Consider the following 21002-nt stretch of genomic DNA (forward strand, 5'->3'; position numbering starts at 1 on the left):
GCCATGCCACGATTCAAACTTACCATCGAATATGACGGTCGGCCCTATGTGGGCTGGCAGCGCCAGGAGAACGGCTGGTCGGTGCAGGCGGCGATCGAGGGCGCGATCCTCGGCTTCTGCGGTGAGAGCATCGCCCTGAAGGGCGCGGGACGCACGGACGCCGGGGTGCATGCCACCGGACAGGTCGCCCACGTCGATCTCGCCCGCGACTGGGACACGGAGACGGTGCGCGACGCGCTCAACGCCCATCTTCGCCAGGAAGGGGTGTCGATCCTCTTGGCTGAGAGGACGGACGAAACCTTCGATGCCCGCTTTTCGGCGCGCAAGCGCCACTACCTTTACCGCATCCTCAATCGCCGGCCGCCGCCGGCGCTCCTGGCGGGCAAGGTCTGGTGGGTGGCAAAGCCGCTGGATGTCGCGGCGATGGACCGGGCGGCCAAGCGCCTGTTGGGCACCCACGACTTTTCCACCTTCCGCGCCAGCCAGTGCCAGGCCAAAAGCCCGGTGCGCACCATGGAGCGGCTGGACGTCGTCGCCGCGCCGGGCGAGGAGGTGCATATCCATGCCTCGGCGCAGAGCTTCCTTCACAATCAGATCCGCTCCTTTGCCGGATCGTTGAAGCTGATCGGCGAGGGGCGGTGGAGCGAGGATGATCTCGTCGCCGCCCTCGAGGCGCGCGATCGCAAGCGCTGCGGCCCGGTCGCTCCGCCGGACGGGCTCTATCTCACTCGGGTCGACTACGAGTAACCGGCGGGCTTCGCCTTTCGCTCGGCGCGTTAATCATCGGCCGTTTTGATCAAAACAGTCGCGGTGCGGCCGGCGATCAGCTTCACCCCGGCGGGAATCCTGTCGATCGCGATCCTGACCGGGATCCTCTGGGCCAGGCGAACCCAGGAGAAGGTCGGCGCGACATTGGCGAGGTACCCGGCTGTGTCACTCCGCTCCCGGTCCTCGATGCCCGCGGCGATGCTCGCGACGTGACCCTCGATCGGCTGCTGCTCGCCCATGATCTCGATCCGGACCGGGGCGTTCGGATGGATCCGGGGCAGTTTCGTTTCCTCGAAATATCCCGCAACGTAAAGGGATGTCTTGTCGACGAGAGCCCCGACGGCGCCGCCCGCCGTCGCATAATTTCCGGCGCGCAGGGAAAAGTTCGTGATCGTTCCCGCGACCGGGGCCCTCACGTCCGTCCGTTCCAGATTGAGCTTTGCGAGGTCTCGCGCCGCCAGTGCGGACTGATACTCGGCGGCGGCCTGCTGAACCCGGCTCTGAGCCTCGTCGCGCTGCTGGACGCTCGCGACCTCCTTGGACACCAGCTTGCGGTAACGCTCGAACTCCGTCTGGGCGAGTCCCAGGGACACCCGCGCATTGACGACCTGGGCCTCGGCCTCCCGCACGGCGAGCTTGAAGCGCTGGGGGTCGATGCGAAACAGCACGGCTCCGGCCTCGACTGCCTCGTTGTCGGCGACCAGGACGTCCTTGACGAGCCCGGAAACATCCGGAGCTACGCGCACGATATCGGCGCGGACATGGGCGTCGCGGGTCCACGGCGCGTCCATGTAGAACGACCAGAGATGCTGCCCCAGCACGACCGCGCAGACGCCCATCGCGAGGGTCAGCAGAACGCGTCCGAAACCGGCCTTGATCGTCTTCATCTTTGATACCACTGCATGGTGAGAGAAAGCCCGGCGAGGAGCGCGAGAAACAGGGCGAGGTTGAAGAGGGGACGGTGCCAGACCAGACGGTAGAAACCGATACTGTGGAGCGCCCAGCCGGCGAGGCGGAAAGCGCCATAGGCTGACAGGATCAGAAGTCCGAAGGCAGGGACGAAGACACCGTAAAGATCGACCTGACCGGTCATGCGGCCACTCCTGTCCGTGAGTTCCCTCGTCCCAAGGTCGAAGGTGTGGAGGCGGGCGAAAGACTCAGGCGGAGCGCCGCCAAGTTCACCAGGAGTTCTCCCGGGACTCGCGAGACGGTGCCACTTACCGCCGAAGGCAGGTGATCCAAGACGGCAAGGATGGGATCTACCGATGCGCCGCGCTCGTTTGGCCCGGCGAGATATCGCCCCTCGACGGCTTCCAAGAGGCTGTCGATCCTGGCGCGCAAGGGGGCCGGCAGATCGCCGGAGAGGTCCTGAAGCGACATCAGGTGCAAACCCGTGCGAAGATCACGAAGCGGGTCGGCCTTCGCCGCGTCGGACGCCTCGGAGACCTTGCCGAGCCTCGGCGCCACGAGGCCCGCGAGATCGATGACGCGGTGGTGGGCGGCGATCGCATCCGAGTGCCGGCCCCCAGCCATCGCCGCAACCTGCTCGTGCACGACGGCGAGGAGCCTTCGAACGTTGGTCTCCGCCCTAACGGAGCGGAACAGGCTGCAGATCACGATGGCCCAGGCCATGCCCAGCAGGGTCGCGATGCCCGTGTTCGCAAAAGTCAGGAAGTTCATTTCGGAGCGCGCCTGAAGCGTCAGGAGAAGCGGAAAGTTGATGCACAGCCCCATGCCGACGGAGGCGAGCGAGGGAACGGCGAGGCAGATGCCGGCGGGTATCAGGAACAGCCCGAGCGCGGCCGCGAGCGGCACGAAGCCATCGATCATGGGAAGCACGGCAAAGCCATAAGCGAAGGCCGCGACGATCACCCACAGCGTCACCTCGAGAAACTTACGCATCGCGGGAACAGGATCGTCCATCGTCGCAAGCAGGCAGCACAGGACCCCTGAGATTTGAGCCAGCGTCATGCCCTCGGTCCAGCCGGTCGCAATCCAGAACAAGATCGAGGAGGACAGGCAGATCGCCACGGTGGCGGCGGACAGGGCCGCCATGCCAAAATCGCGGTGAGGGGCCGGCGTCTGATCGCGCGAGACCAGGGACCGAAGCCTCTTCGGCACTCGTCCTTTTTCAACGCCCTGACGGAGAGCGACGCAGGCATCGAAGAGTTTGGTGATCTCCCGCAGGTTCTTTGCGGTGTTGGCGAGAAGCGCCTCCTCCCATGAGACGGGCGCATCGAAGGGGGCGAGAGCGTCGATTTCCTTACGGAAGCGAAGGGCGGTGTTCGGCGCGCCGGCGCGGATCGAGGCGCCTGCCTCCTCCATCAGGCAAAGCGCCCGCCTGGAGCGAACCGTATCCAGCCTGGCCAGGGCGTGGCGGAGGTCCTCCAGCTCCGACAGGATGGGAAGGAACGTGACCATGCGGTGCTGTAGGCTCCATAGCAGCCCCACCGTCGATCGATAGCGCGAGCCGTCATAACGAAGATGGGTCGTGAAGGCCCTGAGATCGGCGGCGTCCGCGGCCAGGGCCTGCCGTTCCTGTAATGCGGTGGCTTGGCCGGCGTCGCCGGCCGTCGTTGCGGCGAGAAGGGCCCGCGCTCTCACCATCCAGGCGTCGATGCGGCTGACCAGAATGCTGCCGACATGGACCGGAAAGACGATATGGCTGACGAGCGAGGCGCAGACGATCGCCAAACCGATCTCCTCGACGCGCGAGACGACCGTGTCGAACGTGTTCGCCGGCGCCGTGACCAGCGGCAAGCCGGCCAGGAGCACAGTGTACCCGGCCAGAAGGAAAACGTAGCTGCGCGGCGTGCGGTCGAGAAGGCTGATGAAGGTGCACGCCGATACCCATGCCACGATCGCGGCCGAGAGCAGGATCGGCTCGTTGACGAGGTTGGGTATGAGAACAAGCGTCGCGATGCCGCCGATGATCGTGCCGAGCAGACGGTAGGTGGCCTTCGAGGCGATGGCACCCGACAGCGGATGAGCGACGATATAAACCGTTGCCACCGCCCAGAACGGGCGAGGCAGATCGAAGCGGATCGCGATGAAGTAGGCGAGCATCGCCGCGCAAAACGTCTTCAGCGAGAAGAGGACCGTGTCGACCGTGACGATGGACCGGGCGCTCACGCCTCGCCGTCCGTCCGCGAGGGTGGCTCCGGCTGCATCCACCCGGCATTCTCGCCAAGGCCGAACACTCCCGGAAGGCCGAACACGCCGGGGAAGACATAGCCGTAGAAGGGCGATGCCTGGCAGGCGTTGAGATAAGCCTCCTCGGGCGGAACCCTCGAAGCGTCCGGCGCAGCGGGCGCGGGCGCCCGCATGTGCCCAGCCACGCGATGCGCCAGCGAGCACGGCCGCCGAACCATGGCCGAGCAGGCTTGATAGACCGATGCGCCGACGCGTTTCAGCATCCGACTTGCGGGCAACCTTCCGCCCTGCTGGCAGTCTGCCCCGGAATGTCCGTCTGCCATGATCTCGGCGTCGAGGCGGTCGTGAAATCGAACGGCCATCGTCATCTCCAACATGAGTTTTGGAGACTACTTATCGACAATCCCGGCCGATGAATTTAGATATACAATCAATCAATCACTATATTCCACCTCATGTCGCCTTCTCTCTCATGGCCCCTGGCCGCCCAGGATCTCGACAGCTCCACCGCGCCCGCCACCGCGGTCAGGATCGACGTGTCGCAGAACGAGCGGGAGGCGCCGGTGCATCATCACCGGAAGGGACAGCTCGTCATGGCGTTGCGCGGCGGCGTCACGTGCAGCGTTTCCGACGGGATGTGGGTGGTGCCGCCAAACTGCGGGGTCTGGGTGCCGGGCGGCCTGCCACACAGCAATGTCGCGACGGCCAACGCCCGCCTGTTTTTTCTTTTCGTAGAGCCTGGAGCGTCCGACCTTCCCGACCGGTGCTGCACCCTGTCCCTGACCCCTTTGGTGCGGGAGATGATCGTCGCGATGGCAGACCGATCGGCAGATACGGCGCCCGATGCCGCCTTGTTGACGCAACTCCTGCTGTCGGTCCTCTCGCGCATGCCGGTTCAGGAGCTTTACCTGCCCTTGACGGACGAACCGCGACTTCGGCGGATCGCTTCATCGCTGGCGGAAAATCCTGCCGATCGCAGCACGATGGCCGAATGGGCGGCGCGGGTCGCGCTCAGCGAAAACTCGCTGGCTCGCCTCGTGCGGCAGGAAACCGGGCTGACGTTCGGGCGCTGGCGCCAGCAGCTTCAGCTGATCGTTTCGCTGAGGAGCCTGGCGACAGGCGCGACGGTGCAGAAGGTGTCGGCCGACCTCGGCTACGAGTCGGTGTCCGCGTTCATCACCATGTTCAAGAAGGCCCTCGGCATGTCGCCAGCGAAGTATATGAGGCGCTTGGGCGAGCCGTGACGCGCACAGGCGATCCGCTTCACGCCCCGCGTCCCGCAGAGCGGATGGCAAGGAGCTGATATTCCAGACTTACAAGGGGGCAGGTTGTTCTTGACGGTGGAATGGTGGAGCTGAGGGGGATCGAACCCCTGACCTCATCATTGCGAACGATGCGCTCTCCCAGCTGAGCTACAGCCCCGTCCACCTGAACGGGGCGCATTTACGTCGCCCGCCCGTCCTCTGTCAAGCGGGCTCTTAACGCCAATCGCGACAAGACGCCCTTCTCGCCTTGCACGGGCGAAACGCTCTCGCTACATGGCAGGAGGTTCGATGAACGCTCTGCAGAAGGTAAAACCGAGGCCATGCTCGCAGTAACGTACGTCCTTCAACGGGCGCTCGATCTTTATTGGTGGATCGTGATCCTGTCTGCCGTGCTCTCCTGGCTGTTTGCCTTCAACATCATCAACTATGGCAACCCGGTCGTGAACGCGATCAGCCGCTTCCTGTGGCAGCTGACCGAGCCGGTCTATCGCCAGATCAGGCGCGTCATTCCGACATTCGGCGGCCTTGATCTTTCGCCGCTGGTGGTTCTGTTCGCGATCATGTTCCTGCAGGTCTTCATCTCCGCCTATGTCAATCCGGCGATCATGCGCGCCGGCCTCTGAGCTATGGCGGCGTTCTTCGCGGTGAGCGGGACGGGCGTGACGCTGCGCGTTCGCCTAACCCCCAAGGCCGCGAGCGACGCCATCGACGGTATCGGGACCGATGCGGAGGGGAAGGTCTTCCTCAAGGCGCGGGTTCGCGCCGTTCCCGAAAAGGGGAAGGCAAACGCCGCGCTCGAGGCGCTGCTCGCCAAGGCCCTGAACCTGCCGCGTTCGGCGGTGACGGTGGTCGGCGGCCAGACGGCGCGGCTGAAGACGGTCAGCCTCGAGGGCGACCCTGACACGATCGGCGCAACGCTCGAACGCTTTTCGGCCTAGGACTGCGTGGTCGAGCTGCCGCGCTTGCCGGCGAGCGGTTTCCCATGCTGCTTTATGCACTGGAAACGAAAAGACCGACGCCGAGCGTGCGTGATCAGCGTCGGTCTTCAATGCTCGCGCCGAAGGGCCGGATGCGCATTCCCGGCCCAGTGTGGCCGGAGACGCCGCGTGATGCCCCCTGAAAGAGCGTCAGATCGTGCGGCCGATATCGCCGCGATGAACGCCGATGTCGGTCAGTTCCCAATCTTCGAGGTGACGAAGGATCTCCAGCGTTCGGCGGTGGAGGCGGTATGCGCGAATGCGCTGCATGATGAAGTTGAGCATGATCGTGGGCACCAGAAAGTTCTCTCTGGCGCCCATGTATGAGGCATTCTGGTTAAAATAAAGGCACCATCTGACGCAGGAAGCGGCAGAAACGCTAGTTCGCGACGTTATGACGCAACCACTGCGTTTGTTCTGCTCTTTTTGCGCGTGCTCTCGTGAGTCCTCAACCCTGTTTCTTCTCGCCCTGGTGGCGTTCCCAGCGAGCGATGGCCTCGCGGATGTAGCGCTTGGCCGTGGCGGCATCGCCCCAGTCGCCGATCTTCACCCATTTGCCGGGTTCCAGATCCTTGTAGTGCTCGAAGAAGTGTTCGATCTGCTGCAGCGAGATCGGCGCGAGATCCTTGTATTCGTAAATCTCGGAAAAGCGCGGCGTCAGGTGGGGCGAGGGGACCGCGATGATCTTCTCGTCCTGGCCGCTGTTGTCCTCCATGACGAGAACACCGATCGGGCGACAGTTGATGACGCAGCCCGGAAAGAGTGCGCGGTGATTGCATACCAGCACGTCCACGGGGTCGCCGTCGTCGGACAGCGTGTGCGGCACGAAGCCGTAATTTCCCGGATAGGACATGGGTGTATAGATGAAGCGGTCGACGACCAGGGCGCCGGCCTCCTTGTCCAACTCGTACTTGATCGGCTGTCCGCCGATCGGCACCTCGATGATCACGTTGACGTCGTCAGGCGGGTTCTTTCCGCGCTGGATGGCATCGATACGCATGAGGAAACCCTTTCGATTGAATCGGATGATCCGGGCCAGAATAAAGGCATCGGACGGTACAAAACCGCATTGACCGCCCGATGCTCTAGCCAAGAGGCCGGCAGGACGCAATCTGGACGTAGTCTTTCATGATTGAGGGTGTCGCAACGCTGGGCAGCTATGCCATGCTCCAGCGCGACGGCTGCCTTGCATCCTGAAGTATTGCTCGATGCAACCAAAAGAACCACCTTCTCCAGCGAAAGTTCACCGCTTCAAGAAGGATCAGTTCCATGAGTGCCATGAGCCGCATCGCCAGCTTCGGCCGCATCCTCGGTGCCGCGCGCCGCGTCAGCAGCGATATCGAGTGCCGCCGCAACCCGGATGCCCGCGACCTTCGCGAACTCGGCATCGATCCTTCGCGTTTCCAGGCTTGGAAATAAGGCCTGGGGAGTCGATCTCCCGGCCTTCTTTTTGATCCTCGGCATCGCGTCAGAGATACTCTATCGGATCTGACGCTTCTTTCCCCGCCTGTTAGGCCCGATCGGTTTCCGGCCAGATGAAGGCGATCTTGCGCATCTTCCGATCTTCGAAACGCTCCTCGCCCTCGGCGATATCGTAGCCGCCGAGCGACGAGTAGAAGGCCATGGCCCGGTCGTTTTCCGTTAGCGACCAAACCGCCAGGCCATGAAAGCCGCGCTGGGCGAGAAACTGGCGCGCCGCGCCGAAGAGGCGCCGACCAAATCCTATCCCCTGAAATTCCGGTTGAAGATACAGCTCGTAGATCTCCCCCTCTACGGGCAGCGCCTCGGCGCGGTTGCGGCCGAGCGTGGCGTAGCCGGCAACGGTCCCGTCGAAATCGAGAACCAGGATCGCCGCGCCGCGCTTCAGCGCCCGGCTCCACCAGGACGAGCCCCGGCGCGCCACCATCGCGTTCAACGTTCTGTTGGGGATGATCCCGGAGTAGGCATTGCGCCACGCCGCATCGTGAACCGCGGCAAGATCTGACGCATCTTCAGGTTCGGCAAGGCGGATGTCGGCGACGGTCGTCTTCATCTTCCATTAACCCTGAATGCGCAAAACCGATCCTTGCCCATCACGAAAAATTGGTGCGCCGCAATCGTCGGATCGTGTGTCGCCCATGCGGCGAATCTGCGCAACCGCCGATCGGCGCGGGGGGCGGTTTTCCACCGTTTCATAACCATTCCGAGCGCCCGCGCTGGACGAGCAGCTGCGACTTGCTTGTCGCGATTTCTTGAAAAGATCAATTCAAACAATAGGCTGCGGTGGCCTTCCCGCGAGCGCGGCGAAGCGATTCGGGTCTTGCGGGAAATGCGGCGATGCGCCGTTGGGCGACAACGGAATTTCGCGTCGCGGCCATTTCATCTCCTTGCGTTAGCCACCTTCAGGGATCATCTCTCCCGGCAAGCATCGCCCGTGGCCGAAGCGCCCGGGGAGGGGAAATGAGGTATCCATGACCGTGGATGATCAGGTCCGCGCCGCAGTCGCGCGAGTCATTGAATCGCGTGGGCTTCTTCAAGTCGAGCAGGAGGCCGAAAGGATCGCGGTAGAGACGGGTGAGCCGGTGGAGTATGTCGAGCGTTACCTGACGGAGGCCGCGCTGCACGCCAGGATCAACATCGCCTTTCCGCAACGAGGCGGCGCTCCGGCGAGCCTCATGGCAATGGTCGTGCGCGAAAAGGAAGTCGGCTAACGACAGATGCAATAGGGCCGCACGATGCGCGACGGCACCATGCGGCCCTTGAAGGTCGCAAGAAAGGCGGTCGGATCGCGAGGATCAGTCGGCGGCCCGCTGCGCAAAGCGCGGAATCGGAACATCGCTCTTTGGCAGGCGCGCGTTCGCCCGGGCGTCGCTGGTGCCCATGCGCTTGCCTGCCGTGGCTGCCTCGGCGCTGGCAACGGCTGCGGGCGCTGCTTGCTGGCCAGGGAAGGACGGTGGCGTCGCGATGAGGTCCTCGGGACGGAAGGGCCGCTGACGGGGAACGGGGATGCCGTAGGCCGCGATCAGTGAGACGCCGGGCTCAATCTTATCGGTTCCCGCCGCGCCGCCCAGCGCCACGGGAAACGCCTGCGCGGGGCGCGCCATGTCGTGCATGTAAGGGGAGCCGAAGGGTTCGTCGCGGTCGGCCTCGGCCTCGCGTTCGTTGGCCCTCTCCGTGCGACCCTTGGACGAGCAAATCTCCTGGCTGATGTCGGCGGCGTCGCCGATGGTGGGCGGAATGTCGTTGAGCGTTCGCGTCACCGTGGCGGGATCGGTCTCGAACGCCTTGGCGAGGATCTCGGCGCTCTTGCGCTCGCGCACGATCGGACCCGAGGCGCCCAGCACCACGGCGATGATCGTCCGCCCGTCGCGCGTTGCCGAGGACACGAGGTTGAAGCCTGAGGCGCAGATGTACCCGGTCTTCATGCCGTCGGCGCCCTCGAAGCGGCCGAGCAGCTTGTTGCCGTTCTTCATCACCTTGCCGCCGAAGGAGATGGCCTCCGTACCGAAATAATCCTGGTAATCGGGGAATTCGCGGCGGATCGTCATCGCCAGAAGGGCGAGGTCGCGGGCGCTGGAATATTGGCCGGCCTCGGGAAGGCCGTTCGGATTGACGAAGTTGGAATCGCGCATGCCGAGGCGGTCGGCCTGCGAATTCATCATGGCGACGAACTCCTCCATGGAACCGCCGCCGATGGTCTGGCCGATGGCATAGGCGACGTCGTTGGCCGATTTCACCAGCATCATGCGCAGCGCCATGTCGAGGCGCATGACGGAGCCCGGCTCGAAGCCCATCTTGGAGGGCGCCTCGGTGGCCGCCCGGTGGGTCATCACGACCGGCGTGTCGAGCGCGACCCTGCCTTCCTTGAGCGCCCGCAGCGTCACATAGGCGGTCATCAGCTTGGTCGTCGATGCCGGATACCAATGGGCGCTGGCATCCTTTTCCTCCAGCACCTTGCCGGTGGCCGCATCGACGGCGATCGAAACCTCGGCGTGCGCCGGAGCCGCCAGAGCCGAAAGAAACAGTGTCAAAACGCAGGAAACCGCCGGCAGGCACGAGGGTCGCAGCGCGCTCATCGTCACAGAATCACCTAATGGTTGAAAAATGGCCGTTGCCGGAGCCCCCTATTCGCGGCTTGTGGCCGGCTCATGGCAAGATACCCTCTTCCGCTTGGCCGTCAAAGAGCCGATACCGATTTGTCCGCATTCGTTCAGGTTTCGCCATGCTGATCCCAGAGCTCATCGCCAGTCACCTTCCCGAAGTCGCCCGCTGGCGCCGGCATCTCCATTCGCGCCCGGAACTCGGCTACGCCGTCGAGGAGACGGCCGCCTTCATTGCCGAGCGCCTCGCCGATTTCGGCTGTGACGAAGTCGTGACCGGCATCGGGCGAACCGGGGTCGTCGGTGTCATCGCCGGAACGCTGGGCGAGGGGCCCACGATCGGCCTCAGGGCCGACATGGATGCCCTTCCCATCGTCGAGGAGACTGGGCTTGCGCACGCCTCGCTCATACCCGGCCGAATGCATGCCTGCGGGCACGACGGTCACATGGCGATGCTCCTCGGCGCGGCGCGGGCCCTTGCCGCGACGCGGCGCTTTCGCGGTCGCGTTGCCGTCATCTTCCAGCCCGCCGAAGAGGGGGGAGCCGGTGGTAAGACGATGGTGGAGGATGGGCTGATGGAGCGATTTTCCATCAGCCAGGTCTTCGGCATGCACAACCTGCCGGGGCTCGATGTCGGCCGCTTCGCCATTCGTCATGGCGCGACCATGGCCTCGACCGACGAATTCGCGATCACGGTGAAAGGACGCGGCGGGCACGCCGCCATGCCACACCGCACGGTGGACCCTGTGGCCGTCGCTATCCAGATCGTCCAGGGGCTTCAGCTGATCGTCGCGCGCAATGCCGATCCGCTTCAGCCGCTGGTTCTCTCCATCACGCAGATCCACGCCGGCGAAACCCACAACATCATCGCCGAGAGCGCCACAATCTCAGGCACCGTGCGCTCTCTCACGTCCGAAATGCGCGATCTCGCCGAGCGCAGGATCGGCGAGATCGCGGCAGGCACCGCCACAGCCCATGGCGCGGTCGCGACCGTCGCCTACGACCGCAATTATCCGGTGACGCGCAATCACGACGCGGAGGTGGATCTGTGCATCCGTGCGGCCATGGACGTCGTGGGCGCGGCGGGCGTCGACACCGCCATGGCGCCGCTGATGGTGGGAGAGGACTTTTCCTACATGCTGGAGGCCCGGCCCGGCGCCTTCATCTTCGTCGGCAACGGACCGAGCGCCGGCCTGCATCACCCGCGCTACGAATTTTCCGACGAGGCGATTTCCTTTGGCGCGTCCTATTGGACGAGGCTCGCCGAAATAGTGCTTGCTGCTGAATAAGGTGATCGCCGCCTTCAGCCGAGGCAGGAGAGGAGATCGGCCGCCGGCATCGGCCGATGCATGAAATAGCCTTGTCCCGCTGGCACGCCCAGAGAAGAGAGCGTCTGGAGTTCGGCCTTCGTTTCCACCCCCTCGGCGATGATCTCGCTGCCGGTCTGGCTGCCAAACGCAATAAGGGCGCTCGCAAGCGCCTGGCGCATCTGGTCGCGATCGATGGAGCGGGTCAGGCTGACGTCGAGCTTGATGAAGTCGGGAACAATATTGAGAATGTGCCGCATTGAGGCGTAGCCCGACCCGGCGTCGTCGATCGCGACCTTCACTCCGTGCCGTCTGAGCGGCTCAAGGGCCGCCCGCAGCCTGTCGTAATCTTCCACGTGCTCATGCTCGGTGATCTCGAGGATCAGGCGGTGTTGCGGCACGCTTGCGAAGAGGGCCGGGAGATTGCCCTCAATGATCGTCTGCGGCGAGGCGTTTAAGGCGAGGTGCAGCGGGCGACGAGCCCAGACCGGCGCGAAGGCGTCGAACGCGTTACGGATCGCCTGCACTTCCAGTTCGACGCGCAACCCAACGTCTCGTGCCTCGCCGAACCAGCGATCAGGCGATCTCGGCGGCGTCGTGTGGAAGCGCGAAAGCGCCTCCGCACCCCGGATCCTCAAATCAGGGAAGGTGACAACCGGCTGGAAGACGATGGATGGCTGCTTCTCCTCAAGGAGCGCCTGTATGTTGCGCCGGCTCTCCTCCGTTCGCCTGAGGGCGTTCAGCTCCCGATCGAGCTGATGGGCGACGAGCTCGGCGAAAACGCGCATGAAGTGGAGGTCGCGCTCGTTGAGCGAGGGATCGGCGGCGAAGCTGAAGCAGCAGAAGGTGCCGAAGAGGCGGCCATCCTGGAGGATCAGGGGAACGGAGAGATGGGCGCCGATGGGGATGGCGTGGGTGGCGGCGATGGCGAGCGCCTGGGGAAGCTGAGACGTGTCGGGGATCAGCGAGGGGATTAGCCCTTCCACGATCTTCTTGCAGTAGCCCTCGTCGAGGGAGAGCTTGTCGCCAGCGTGGATGGGTGTTCGGGAGGTCGCTGAGTCGACATGCCGAAAGATGCGCTCGTTGTCGATGAACTCGGAGATGAAGGCGACGTCCATTCCCAGATGCGCCCGCACGGCACGCAGGGCCTGATCGACATAGGAGGGCGTCCCGGCGTGTGTCGCGATCAGGCCGACGAGACTTGCGTCTTCCTGTGTCCGAGGCTGAGGCTGACTCACCGAGGCCATACGACGCTCCGTTTCTTCGACGGCAACACCGGCACACTAATGGAGCACTGTTTTCAACAGGTAAATTATGCTGAGCAATCGAAGGAGCGGCAGCGAATATTCACTTAGTCGAGGCGAAAATTTGGCTTGCCGAATTTCAGATGAGACCGCAGTTCAATCTTAGCAAGATCAATTTGTAATATAACTGTCTTCATCTCGGTGGCACCGCTTCGACGACGCTGCCCGCCCTGAGGCAGAGGGCGCCGCCGCTCCGCCCAGGGCGCGCTTGCCTCCGCGCTGCTTAACGCGGCTTGCCATTCTCCCAGGTGGCGTTGGCATTAAACAGAGGCACGGCTGAGATAGACATCTTGGCGCTGCCCTTCTGGACCTGGCGGGAATGCGCCAGATAGATGAGCGTGTCGTTCGCCTTGTCGTAGATGCGGTTGACGACGAGGCTCTTGAAGATCAGCGATCGGCGCTCGGAAAAGATCTCCTCGCCGTCCTCGTCGAGATCGATATCGCCGATCTTGATCGGCCCGGTCTGGCGGCAGGCGATGGAAGAGTTGGACGGGTCTTCGAACCAGTTGCCCTGCTGAAGGCGATCGATGAAACCGCGCTCGAAATAGGTGACGTGGCACGTGACGCCCTCGACCTTCGGGTCGTGAATGGCGTCGACCTTGATATCGTTGCCCAGCCAGTCCGTGGAGACGTCGCCAACCTCCTCGGCAAGGGCCGGCAGGGCGAAAGCGGAGCCGACGAGAAGTCCGGCAAGGGCGAGGAGGGTGCGGCGCATGGCAGGCGGCCTTTCATGAACGAAACTGTTCACGAGGTGGTGAGGGCCGTGCCTTCGGTCAAGTTCAAGGCGTTGCGAAGGAGCCGGGTTCGCGCTGGTGGCGGCCTCCGCGGTGTCGGGGGCGGGCCGAAACTCAGAAAAGGTCGACGTCGCCCGACTCGTCCTTTTCCCAGACGACCAGGGCGTGGTTGGGCGCGAGACGGCTCTTCAAGGCGGCGAGACGCACGGTGTCCAGGGCGTGGCCGACGTCGAGGCTCCAGTCCTCCGGCGTATCCTTGGCCACAAGGCCGAGAAACTCCGACAGATTGTCGAGGATCTGCGTCGTGTGATCGATGCTCTGGACCGCTCGAACGAAATCCTGGTTGTGGAGATGCTCGCGCGCGCAGTCGTCGCAGACGATCTGGTGCATGTCTTCGGTGACCTTCGACAGGACTTTCAGCTCATCGGCAAGTCTTGCAACCAGATCAGAGAGCGGCGTTGTGGTCATCGATCGTTCCTGGCTTTTTCGTCTCGGCCGGCCGTATCGGCCTTGGTGCTGAAAATACGCCTGGACGCATTACCCAAATCTCAAGATTGGAAGGCTGCGCCATCCTTCTCCATCGGTGCGGCGTGCTCGACACAGCCGTGATGCGGGCGGAAAGTCAGCCATTCAAGCTGTTCCCGCGAAGGCTCGTGCGTCCGCTTGTCGCGCTCTCCGAGTGGAAGTGCTGCGGGTGGCGCCATCCGCGCGATTGCCGGCCTGAAGCCGATGTGCGAAGGGGCCATGCCTCGGGCGGAGGAATAGCCCCTTCGAATAGGGTAGGCCGAGGAAGTGGCCTTAGAACAGCTCGAGATCGCCGCTGGTGTCTTCCACGATCGGCTTCTTGGCCACGGGCAGGACTTTGGGCATGGCCGTGCGATCGAGCAGGATCTGACGCGCGCGGCCGCTTGCCGGCCAGTACTCGATGCGCCTGCCGCGATCGCCGCCCAGGTCGCCGCCGACCACCGGAATGCCCTCGTTGGCGAGAAATTCCTTGGCGAAGGCCGCGTTCTTGGCTCCGACATCCGACAGGCCGTCGACGGTGCGCGCGCCGCCGAAGATCTTGGCTTCGAGCGCGTTGCGCCGGGCGCCCTTCTTGAGAAGGCCGTTGATCAACAGCTCCATCAGGTAGAGCCCGTAGCTTTGCGCCCGCGAATTGCTGGAGCCCTCGCCCGAGCCCGGCAGGAGGAAGTGGTTCATGCCCCCGATTCCGGCTCCGGGGTCGCGGATACAGGCGGCAACACATGAGCCCAGCAGCGTGGTCAGGCAGACGTCCTCGCCCTTCTCGACCTTCCATTCGCCCTGGATGATAGTGATGCGCCTACGGGCAACTTGGACGTTCATCACTGCAGCTTTCCGACCACGGCTTCCATGGTCTTCTGGAGGACTGGGACGGAAATCGGCTTGACGAGGAAGTTGTTGACGCCGAGGGCGGCGGCCTTCTGGACGAGGTTCTTGTCGCCCTTTCCTGTCAGTATGATGAAGGGGACCTTCTTGGTCGGCCCGTAGGAACGGATGGCCTTGAGGAGCTGAAGGCCGTCAAGCTTGGGCATGTTGAAGTCGGAGATGATGATGTGGCAAGGGGTCGTCATCATCGTCTTCAATGCCTCCTCGCCGTCGACCGCGAAGATGACGTTCTCGATGCCGATCTGCTGCAGCGCGTCGCGGATCAGCATCCGGCTGGTGCGCTGATCGTCCACGATCATCACTTTCAAGTGGGACTTGAAATCCATCATCCTCGTCCTTCAGTGCCCCGCTTGCGTTTGTCGCGGCGCCTGCAATGCCAGCTTCATCATCTCAGGCCTCTCGGCCCGCTCTCTCCCGCCTTCAGTCGGGACTGCACCTCGCCCGGTCCGTTGCGTGGGCAATATCCAGCTTCTTGTTCGCATGGAGCGGGTTAAGGAACCGCCACTTCCGTTTGCATTTGTCGGCCGATCTCGCGTTTTTTACTCGGTGGAACACGGTGGTATTCATATAAAACAAGTAAAGCGAACTAAAATCAGCGCTCGTCGCGTCACTCGAAAATTGATCTGGCAACCTTACCGAGAGGAACCTGGCGTTCTACTGCACCGATTTCAAATGCGACACGGGGCATGCCATAGACGAGCGAGGTTGCCTCGTTCTGACCAAAGGTGTGCGCGCCCTTCTTGCGCATCTCCAACAGACCGGCGGCGCCGTCGCGGCCCATGCCAGTGAGGATGACGCCGGTCGCGCGGCCCTGAAAATTGCGCGCGATCGAGGAAAACAGAACGTCCACCGAAGGCCGATGGCCCTGGACAGGATCCTCCTTGGACAGCGCGCAGCGCAGGCCGCCCGCCTTTTTCAGGGTCAGATGCCAGCCACCCGGCGCCAGATAGATGTGGCCCTGGGAGATGGGATCGCCATCGACCGCTTCCTTCACGCGCGCACGGCAGAGCCGGTCGAGACGTTGCGAGAACGACCCGGTGAAGGATGCCGGCAGATGCTGGACGATCATCGTCGGCGGACAATCCTCGGGAAAATCCGCAAGCACGGTGATGAGGGCTTCGACGCCGCCCGTCGACGAGCCGATGCCGATGAGTTCAGGCCAGTCGGTATGGCGGCTCGCCACCTCGACCGGAGCTGCCGGGGCGCCTGTCGGCGGCCGGCGCCGAGCCACCATGATGGGCTTGGCCTTGGCCGCCTCGCGGATGAGGGCGGGCAGGCCGTCGAAGGTGTTGCCCGCCAGGCCGCTTGGCTTGGGGATGCAATCGAAAGCGCCGATCTCCAGCGCCGCCACGGTCGCCGCCGCGCCCGGTCCCGTCTGGTTCGAAACCATGATCACCGGTGTCGGCCGCAAGCGCATGATCTTTTCGAGAAACTCGAGCCCGCTCATATTGGGCATCTCGACATCGAGGGTGACGACGTCGGGATCGAGCATCTTCATCTTTTGGCGGGCGTCATAGGGATCGCCGGCCTCCCCGATCACCTCGATGTCGGGAGTGGTCGACAAGGATCGCTTCAAGAGAGCCCGCATGGTCGCGGAATCGTCGACGACGAGGACCCTGACCGGATTCATCGGCCTGCCCCACCACCTCCGCGCCGATAGGCTGTTGTGCCGGCGTAGGTCAGCTGCTGCGCCGCCGGTCCCGTCAGCCTCTCGGAATGGCCCATGTAGAACCAGCCCTCGGGCTCGAGATAATCGCAGAACCGGGCCCAGATGCGCTCGCGCGTCGGCTGGTCGAAGTAGATGGTGACGTTGCGGCAGAAGATGGCGTTGAACTTGCCGCGCATGGGCCAGTCGCCGATCAGGTTCAGCTCGCGGAAGGAAACGATCTCGCGCATCTCCTCCGAAACCTCGAACGACATGCCGTTGGCGGCGTCGCGCACCGGCGAGAACCAGCGCCGCCGAAGCTCGGCCGGCACTGCCTCAAGGGTCTGCGCGTCATAGACGCCAGCCCGCCCGAAGGCGACGACATTGGGATCGATGTCGGAGGCAAGCACCTTGACGTCGTAGTCGGCGGCATCCGGCATCAACGACAGAATCGTCATGGCGATGGAATAGGGTTCGTGGCCGTTGGAACAGCCCGCCGACCAGATGCGCACCTTGCCACCCCGCTTCACGCCCGCAAGCAGCGGCGGCAGGAGCTGGGTCTTCAGGTGCTCGAAATGGTGATTTTCGCGGAAGAAGTGGGTGACGTTGGTGGTGAGCGCGGCCAGCATGGTCATGCGCTCGCTGGCGCCCTGCGACCCGGCGACGTATTCGCAATAGTCCTTGAAGCTGGCCAGGCCCAGCGCGCGCAGCCGTTTGGCCAGGCGCGAATAGACCAGGGTGGTCTTCGAGGGCGAAAGCGCAATGCCGGCATCCTCGTAAAGGAGGCGGGCGATCGTGGTGAAATCGGCTTCCGTCATCAGGAACTCGCCGGAGTTGCCCTGAATCTCGCCCTGCCGTTTGTCGCGCTGCGGATTTGACATGGAAATCTTTCGATACACCGAAACCGATCAACGATGCTCGTGGAGCGCACGAACTCGGATGCCGCACCGTCCGCCTTGCCGCGCGATCCGGCTGCCGTCAGGCCGCATAGTCCATCTTCTGCGGCAGGATGTTGTCGACCGCGATCAGGGAGATCATTCGTCCCTCCACCGCCATCACGCCACGCACGAAGGTGCGGGCAAGATCGGAAGCGAGATCCGGCGTCGGCTGGAGGAGGTCTTCCGTAACCGTCAGAATGTCGGACACGGCGTCGACCAGGAGGCCGACCATCTGCTGACCGACACGCACCACGATGATGACGGAGCGGGCCGTCGGGTCAATGGAGCCGAAGCCGAGGCGCGAGGCCAGGTCGACGATCGGCAGCACCGTGCCTCGAAGATTGATGACGCCGGTGACGAAGGAGGGAGCATGGGGCAGGGGGGTCGCCGCCGCATAGCCGCGGATTTCGCGCACCGACTGAATGTCGACGCAGAATTCCTGCTCGCCGATGCAGAATGCGATCAGCTCCTGAATGCCGGCGCTTTCCGTTCTGGTCTCTTCGCTCATCCGGTCACTCCGCGGCCTGCAGGCCAAAATAGTTCTGTTCGAAGCGAGACGTCGCCGCCACCACGTCGACATCCAGGATCAGGGCCACGCGGCCGTCGCCGAGGACGGTCGCGGCCGCGACGCCCGGCACTCGGCCGTAATTGGCTTCGAGGCTCTTGATCACCACCTGGCGCTGGCCCTGGATGCCGTCGACGAGAAGCGCGGAGCGCGTGCCGTTTTCCGCCTCGACCAGGATGGCGACGCCCGAAAGCGCGTCGGTGGGGTCGCTGCGATAGCCGAGCTGACAGGCGACATCGATCAAGGGCAAGAAGCTCTCGCGCACCTGAATGAGGCGCTGATCGGAGCCGAAGCCGCGCACTTCCGAGGCCTTGGGCTGAAGCGTCTCAATGATCGCCGTCAGCGGCACCACCAGGGTCTGGTCGCCCGCGGTCACGATCATGCCGTCGAGGACGGCGAGCGTCAGCGGCAGGCTCATGGTGAACATGGAGCCTTCGCCAGGGCGCGAGGTGATGGAAACGCGACCGCCGAGCGCCTGGATCGAGCGCTTGACGACGTCCATGCCGACGCCACGGCCCGACAGTTCGGATACCTCTTCCTTGGTCGAGAAGCCGGGCATGAAGATGAGGTTGTCGATCTCGTCGTCGGTGAGGTTTGCCTCGGCCGGGATCAGCCCCTTGTTGATCGCGATGTTCTTGACCACCGGGCGATTGATGCCGGCGCCGTCGTCGCTGATCTCGATAACGATGCGGCCCGAGCGATGCATGGCCGCGACGCGCACGGTGCCTTCCTCGCCCTTGCCGGCGGCAAGGCGCTTCTCGGGCACCTCGATGCCATGGTCGATGGCGTTGCGGATCATGTGGGTCAGCGGATCGGACAGCCGTTCGATGACCGTCTTGTCCACTTCGGTCCACTCGCCTTCCGTGACCAGCTTCACCGATTTGCCGGTGATGTCGGCAACCTCGCGAACCAGGCGCGGCAGCTTCTGGAACACCGACTTCACGGGCTGCGCACGGATGGCCATGACGCTGTCCTGGATCTCGCGCGTCAGCTGCTCGAGCTCATCGAGACCGACCGCGACCTCCGAGGCGCGCGCCAGGCCCGCCTGCATCACCCTTTGGGACAGCATGACCTGGTGGATCACCAGCTCGCCGACGAGGTCGATCATGCGGTCGACGCGTTCGAGATCGACGCGGATGGTGGCGGCGGGCGAGTTGCCGCCACTCTTGTCGCTGTTGTCGGCGGCTGGCGCCTTGGCCGGAGCCGGCGCGTGCTTCTTGGGCTCGTGATGGGCGGCAGGCTTCGGCGCGGCTGCCGCAGCCGGCGCTTCAGCGGGCTTCTCCTTGGGTGCCTTCGCCTTCGCAGGCTCGGCGGCGGCTGCGGAGGGGGCAGGCTCCGGTGCCGGCGCTGGCTCCTCGCTCTGCATGCGCGCGAGCAGTGCGGCGATCTCCGGGTCCTCGGCCTCGATGGCGGCCTCGTCACCTTCTGCGCCGACACGTTCGATCGTCAGGTCGCAATCGAATTCCGCGAAATCGAAAATCTCGCGGATCTGGTCCTCCTCGGCCTCCGTCTTCAGATCGATGGTCCAGGACAGGTAGCTGCCTTCGGGCTCGAGCTCGGAAAGAACAGGCACCTCGCCCGTCTCGCAGGAGACGACGCCGGTGCCGAGAGCAAGGCACTCGCGCAGGAGACGCGTCGAGTCGTTGCCCTTGCCGTAGAGATCGGCACGCGGCTTGTAGGTGATGCGGAAGTGATTTCCGGTTTCGATGGTGAGATCGTCGAGGTCGACGGCGACGGGGGTAAATTCGAGCCCGTCCATCCCGTCGTCATAGGCGCCCTCGGCGACGATCTTGTTTTCCTCGTCATCCTCGGCGTCGGCGGTGGCATCGGCTGCGGGCTCGGCTTCGCCGCGCGCCAGGGCGACCAGCGCCTTCAGTTCGCCGACAAGTGTCTTGATGCGTTCGCCGTCGGACGAGCCGCCGTCGCGCGAGACGGTGACGAGGTCAGCCAGCACGTCGCTGGCGCGCAGCAGAACGCGCACCACGTCGAGACTGGGCGCGAGATTGCCGGAACGCACTTCGTCCAGCGTCGTCTCAAAGATGTGGGCGAAATGGACCAGCTCGTCGAGATTGAATGCGCCGGCGCCGCCCTTGATCGAGTGAACCGCACGGAAAACGGCGTTGATCGTATCCGCGTCGGCCTCGTCGTTCTCCATGGCGAGGAGACCGGCTTCGAGCTCGCCCAACTGCTCCGCGCATTCCTCGAAGAATGTCGCGCGGATTTCTTCCATTGCGTCCATTGTTTTCCCCAATCCCCCTCGATCTTTGGTGGCGCCGTTCTAGCCGATGGGCGATTCTCTAAAGTTCTATCGCTCGTCAGGCTTGCCTGTGGCCTGCCGGGTGGATGCCGTCGCCTCAGGCGGCGACGCGGTTGATGGCGGTAACGAGCTTGACGGGATCGAAAGGCTTGACGATCCATCCGGTGGCGCCGGCGCGTCGGGCGCGGGCCTTCTTTTCAGCGTCGCTCTCGGTGGTGAGGACGAGGATGGGGATGGCGCGCTTGGCGCGGTCGGCGCGGACCTCCTCGATGAAGGTGAGGCCGTCCATTCGGGGCATGTTGACGTCGGTGATGATGACGTCGGGCCAGTTGCCCTGAAGCACCTCCAGGCCATGGACGCCGTCCTCGGCCTGGATCACGTTGAAACCCGCCTCCTGCAGGGCGCGCAGCAGCATCTGGCGCATGGTGCGGGAATCGTCCACCGTCAAAATCGTCTTCGTCACTGCAGCTGACCTTTGTCCATAAGGGTTGCGACCGAAAGGCCGAGGTGGCCAAGGTCTTCTTCGAAGGCCGGCGAGGGCTCGCCGAACGACAGGGCGATCCCGTCCGCCTTCCACGTTGCCACCGCCGACAGCAGAACCTG

At 64.0% G+C, this 21002-nt stretch carries 25 protein-coding genes and 1 tRNA gene; 7 read left to right on the top strand and 19 right to left on the bottom strand.

Going from position 1 to position 21002, the window contains the following annotated elements; all coding sequences use genetic code 11:
- The first annotated feature begins 3 nt into the window (after window positions 1-3).
- Window positions 4-747 carry a tRNA pseudouridine(38-40) synthase TruA gene (gene truA, locus B5D38_RS20280; RefSeq protein ID WP_078710280.1) on the top strand — a complete coding sequence of 248 codons (744 nt, stop codon included), beginning with the start codon at window positions 4-6 and terminating at the stop codon, window positions 745-747.
- A gap of 29 nt (window positions 748-776) precedes the next feature.
- Here the strand turns inward: truA and B5D38_RS20285 are convergent, their stop codons facing one another.
- The 4 genes from B5D38_RS20285 to B5D38_RS20300 are packed head-to-tail and all read right to left on the bottom strand — an operon-like array spanning window position 777 to window position 4283.
- Window positions 777-1655: an efflux RND transporter periplasmic adaptor subunit gene (locus B5D38_RS20285; protein ID WP_078710281.1), complete on the bottom strand. Its 879-nt coding sequence runs from the start codon at window positions 1653-1655 to the stop codon at window positions 777-779.
- A complete protein-coding gene (locus B5D38_RS20290) occupies window positions 1652-1861 on the bottom strand; it encodes a DUF1656 domain-containing protein (protein ID WP_078710282.1) in 210 nt (69 codons plus the stop codon). The genes B5D38_RS20285 and B5D38_RS20290 overlap by 4 nt, the downstream gene beginning before the upstream one ends.
- Window positions 1858-3900, bottom strand: coding sequence for an FUSC family protein (locus B5D38_RS20295; RefSeq protein ID WP_078710306.1), 2043 nt, complete (start codon window positions 3898-3900; stop codon window positions 1858-1860). The genes B5D38_RS20290 and B5D38_RS20295 overlap by 4 nt, the downstream gene beginning before the upstream one ends.
- Window positions 3897-4283 (bottom strand): hypothetical protein, encoded by a 387-nt coding sequence (locus tag B5D38_RS20300; protein ID WP_131829979.1) that lies wholly within the window; start codon window positions 4281-4283, stop codon window positions 3897-3899. The genes B5D38_RS20295 and B5D38_RS20300 overlap by 4 nt, the downstream gene beginning before the upstream one ends.
- 93 nt (window positions 4284-4376) lie before the next feature.
- Here B5D38_RS20300 and B5D38_RS20305 point away from each other — a divergent pair, with 93 nt between their 5' ends.
- On the top strand, window positions 4377-5165 hold the full coding sequence (locus B5D38_RS20305; RefSeq protein ID WP_078710284.1) for an AraC family transcriptional regulator: 789 nt from the start codon (window positions 4377-4379) through the stop codon (window positions 5163-5165).
- Between the two features lie 102 nt (window positions 5166-5267).
- Here the strand turns inward: B5D38_RS20305 and B5D38_RS20310 are convergent.
- A tRNA-Ala gene (locus B5D38_RS20310) sits at window positions 5268-5343 on the bottom strand.
- A gap of 163 nt (window positions 5344-5506) precedes the next feature.
- Between B5D38_RS20310 and B5D38_RS20315 the strand changes: the two genes are divergently transcribed.
- Window positions 5507-5809, top strand: coding sequence for a YggT family protein (locus B5D38_RS20315; RefSeq protein WP_078710285.1), 303 nt, complete (start codon window positions 5507-5509; stop codon window positions 5807-5809).
- A 3-nt stretch (window positions 5810-5812) separates the two neighbouring features.
- Window positions 5813-6124: a DUF167 family protein gene (locus B5D38_RS20320; RefSeq protein WP_078710286.1), complete on the top strand. Its 312-nt coding sequence runs from the start codon at window positions 5813-5815 to the stop codon at window positions 6122-6124.
- Window positions 6125-6313: 189 nt separating this feature from the next.
- Here B5D38_RS20320 and B5D38_RS21915 read toward each other — a convergent pair whose 3' ends face one another.
- Window positions 6314-6460 (bottom strand): DUF1127 domain-containing protein, encoded by a 147-nt coding sequence (locus B5D38_RS21915; protein ID WP_245319424.1) that lies wholly within the window; start codon window positions 6458-6460, stop codon window positions 6314-6316.
- 151 nt (window positions 6461-6611) lie between these two features.
- Window positions 6612-7163: an inorganic diphosphatase gene (gene ppa / locus B5D38_RS20330; protein ID WP_078710288.1), complete on the bottom strand. Its 552-nt coding sequence runs from the start codon at window positions 7161-7163 to the stop codon at window positions 6612-6614.
- A 269-nt stretch (window positions 7164-7432) separates the two neighbouring features.
- Between ppa and B5D38_RS22290 the strand changes: the two genes are divergently transcribed.
- Window positions 7433-7582 (top strand): hypothetical protein, encoded by a 150-nt coding sequence (locus tag B5D38_RS22290; RefSeq protein ID WP_165690930.1) that lies wholly within the window; start codon window positions 7433-7435, stop codon window positions 7580-7582.
- A gap of 91 nt (window positions 7583-7673) precedes the next feature.
- Here the strand turns inward: B5D38_RS22290 and B5D38_RS20335 are convergent, their stop codons facing one another.
- Entirely contained in the window at window positions 7674-8195 is a 522-nt protein-coding gene (locus B5D38_RS20335; protein WP_078710289.1) for a GNAT family N-acetyltransferase, read from the bottom strand.
- Window positions 8196-8613: 418 nt separating this feature from the next.
- Here B5D38_RS20335 and B5D38_RS20340 point away from each other — a divergent pair, with 418 nt between their 5' ends.
- Window positions 8614-8853 (top strand): hypothetical protein, encoded by a 240-nt coding sequence (locus B5D38_RS20340; protein WP_078710290.1) that lies wholly within the window; start codon window positions 8614-8616, stop codon window positions 8851-8853.
- 84 nt (window positions 8854-8937) lie between these two features.
- On the opposite strand, the gene B5D38_RS20345 is transcribed toward B5D38_RS20340, so the two are convergent.
- Complete coding sequence (locus B5D38_RS20345; RefSeq protein ID WP_116002875.1) at window positions 8938-10218, bottom strand: D-alanyl-D-alanine carboxypeptidase family protein; 1281 nt, start codon at window positions 10216-10218, stop codon at window positions 8938-8940.
- 146 nt (window positions 10219-10364) lie between these two features.
- Here B5D38_RS20345 and B5D38_RS20350 point away from each other — a divergent pair, with 146 nt between their 5' ends.
- A complete protein-coding gene (locus B5D38_RS20350; RefSeq protein ID WP_078710291.1) occupies window positions 10365-11531 on the top strand; it encodes an amidohydrolase in 1167 nt (388 codons plus the stop codon).
- Between the two features lie 14 nt (window positions 11532-11545).
- Here the strand turns inward: B5D38_RS20350 and B5D38_RS20355 are convergent, their stop codons facing one another.
- From B5D38_RS20355 to B5D38_RS20400, 10 genes are all read right to left on the bottom strand, one after another.
- The gene (locus B5D38_RS20355) at window positions 11546-12796 is read right to left on the bottom strand and encodes a sensor domain-containing phosphodiesterase (RefSeq protein ID WP_078710292.1); all 1251 of its coding nucleotides are present in this window, start codon (window positions 12794-12796) and stop codon (window positions 11546-11548) included.
- 280 nt (window positions 12797-13076) lie between these two features.
- Window positions 13077-13568, bottom strand: coding sequence for a CreA family protein (locus B5D38_RS20360; protein WP_078710293.1), 492 nt, complete (start codon window positions 13566-13568; stop codon window positions 13077-13079).
- Between the two features lie 133 nt (window positions 13569-13701).
- Window positions 13702-14055: a hypothetical protein gene (locus B5D38_RS20365; protein WP_078710294.1), complete on the bottom strand. Its 354-nt coding sequence runs from the start codon at window positions 14053-14055 to the stop codon at window positions 13702-13704.
- 330 nt (window positions 14056-14385) lie between these two features.
- On the bottom strand, window positions 14386-14931 hold the full coding sequence (locus tag B5D38_RS20370) for a chemotaxis protein CheD (protein ID WP_078710295.1): 546 nt from the start codon (window positions 14929-14931) through the stop codon (window positions 14386-14388).
- On the bottom strand, window positions 14931-15320 hold the full coding sequence (locus B5D38_RS20375; protein ID WP_078710308.1) for a response regulator: 390 nt from the start codon (window positions 15318-15320) through the stop codon (window positions 14931-14933). The genes B5D38_RS20370 and B5D38_RS20375 overlap by 1 nt, the downstream gene beginning before the upstream one ends.
- 281 nt (window positions 15321-15601) lie before the next feature.
- Complete coding sequence (locus B5D38_RS20380; RefSeq protein WP_078710296.1) at window positions 15602-16624, bottom strand: protein-glutamate methylesterase/protein-glutamine glutaminase; 1023 nt, start codon at window positions 16622-16624, stop codon at window positions 15602-15604.
- The gene (locus B5D38_RS20385; RefSeq protein ID WP_078710297.1) at window positions 16621-17520 is read right to left on the bottom strand and encodes a CheR family methyltransferase; all 900 of its coding nucleotides are present in this window, start codon (window positions 17518-17520) and stop codon (window positions 16621-16623) included. The genes B5D38_RS20380 and B5D38_RS20385 overlap by 4 nt, the downstream gene beginning before the upstream one ends.
- 97 nt (window positions 17521-17617) lie before the next feature.
- A complete protein-coding gene (locus B5D38_RS20390) occupies window positions 17618-18085 on the bottom strand; it encodes a chemotaxis protein CheW (RefSeq protein ID WP_078710298.1) in 468 nt (155 codons plus the stop codon).
- 4 nt (window positions 18086-18089) lie between these two features.
- Window positions 18090-20381, bottom strand: a complete 2292-nt coding sequence (locus B5D38_RS20395; protein ID WP_078710299.1) for a chemotaxis protein CheA — start codon at window positions 20379-20381, stop codon at window positions 18090-18092.
- Window positions 20382-20496: 115 nt separating this feature from the next.
- Window positions 20497-20862 (bottom strand): response regulator, encoded by a 366-nt coding sequence (locus tag B5D38_RS20400; RefSeq protein WP_078708127.1) that lies wholly within the window; start codon window positions 20860-20862, stop codon window positions 20497-20499.
- Window positions 20863-21002: the final 140 nt, after the last annotated feature.

This window comes from Consotaella salsifontis, from assembly GCF_900167365.1.
GTDB lineage: Bacteria > Pseudomonadota > Alphaproteobacteria > Rhizobiales > Rhizobiaceae > Consotaella > Consotaella salsifontis.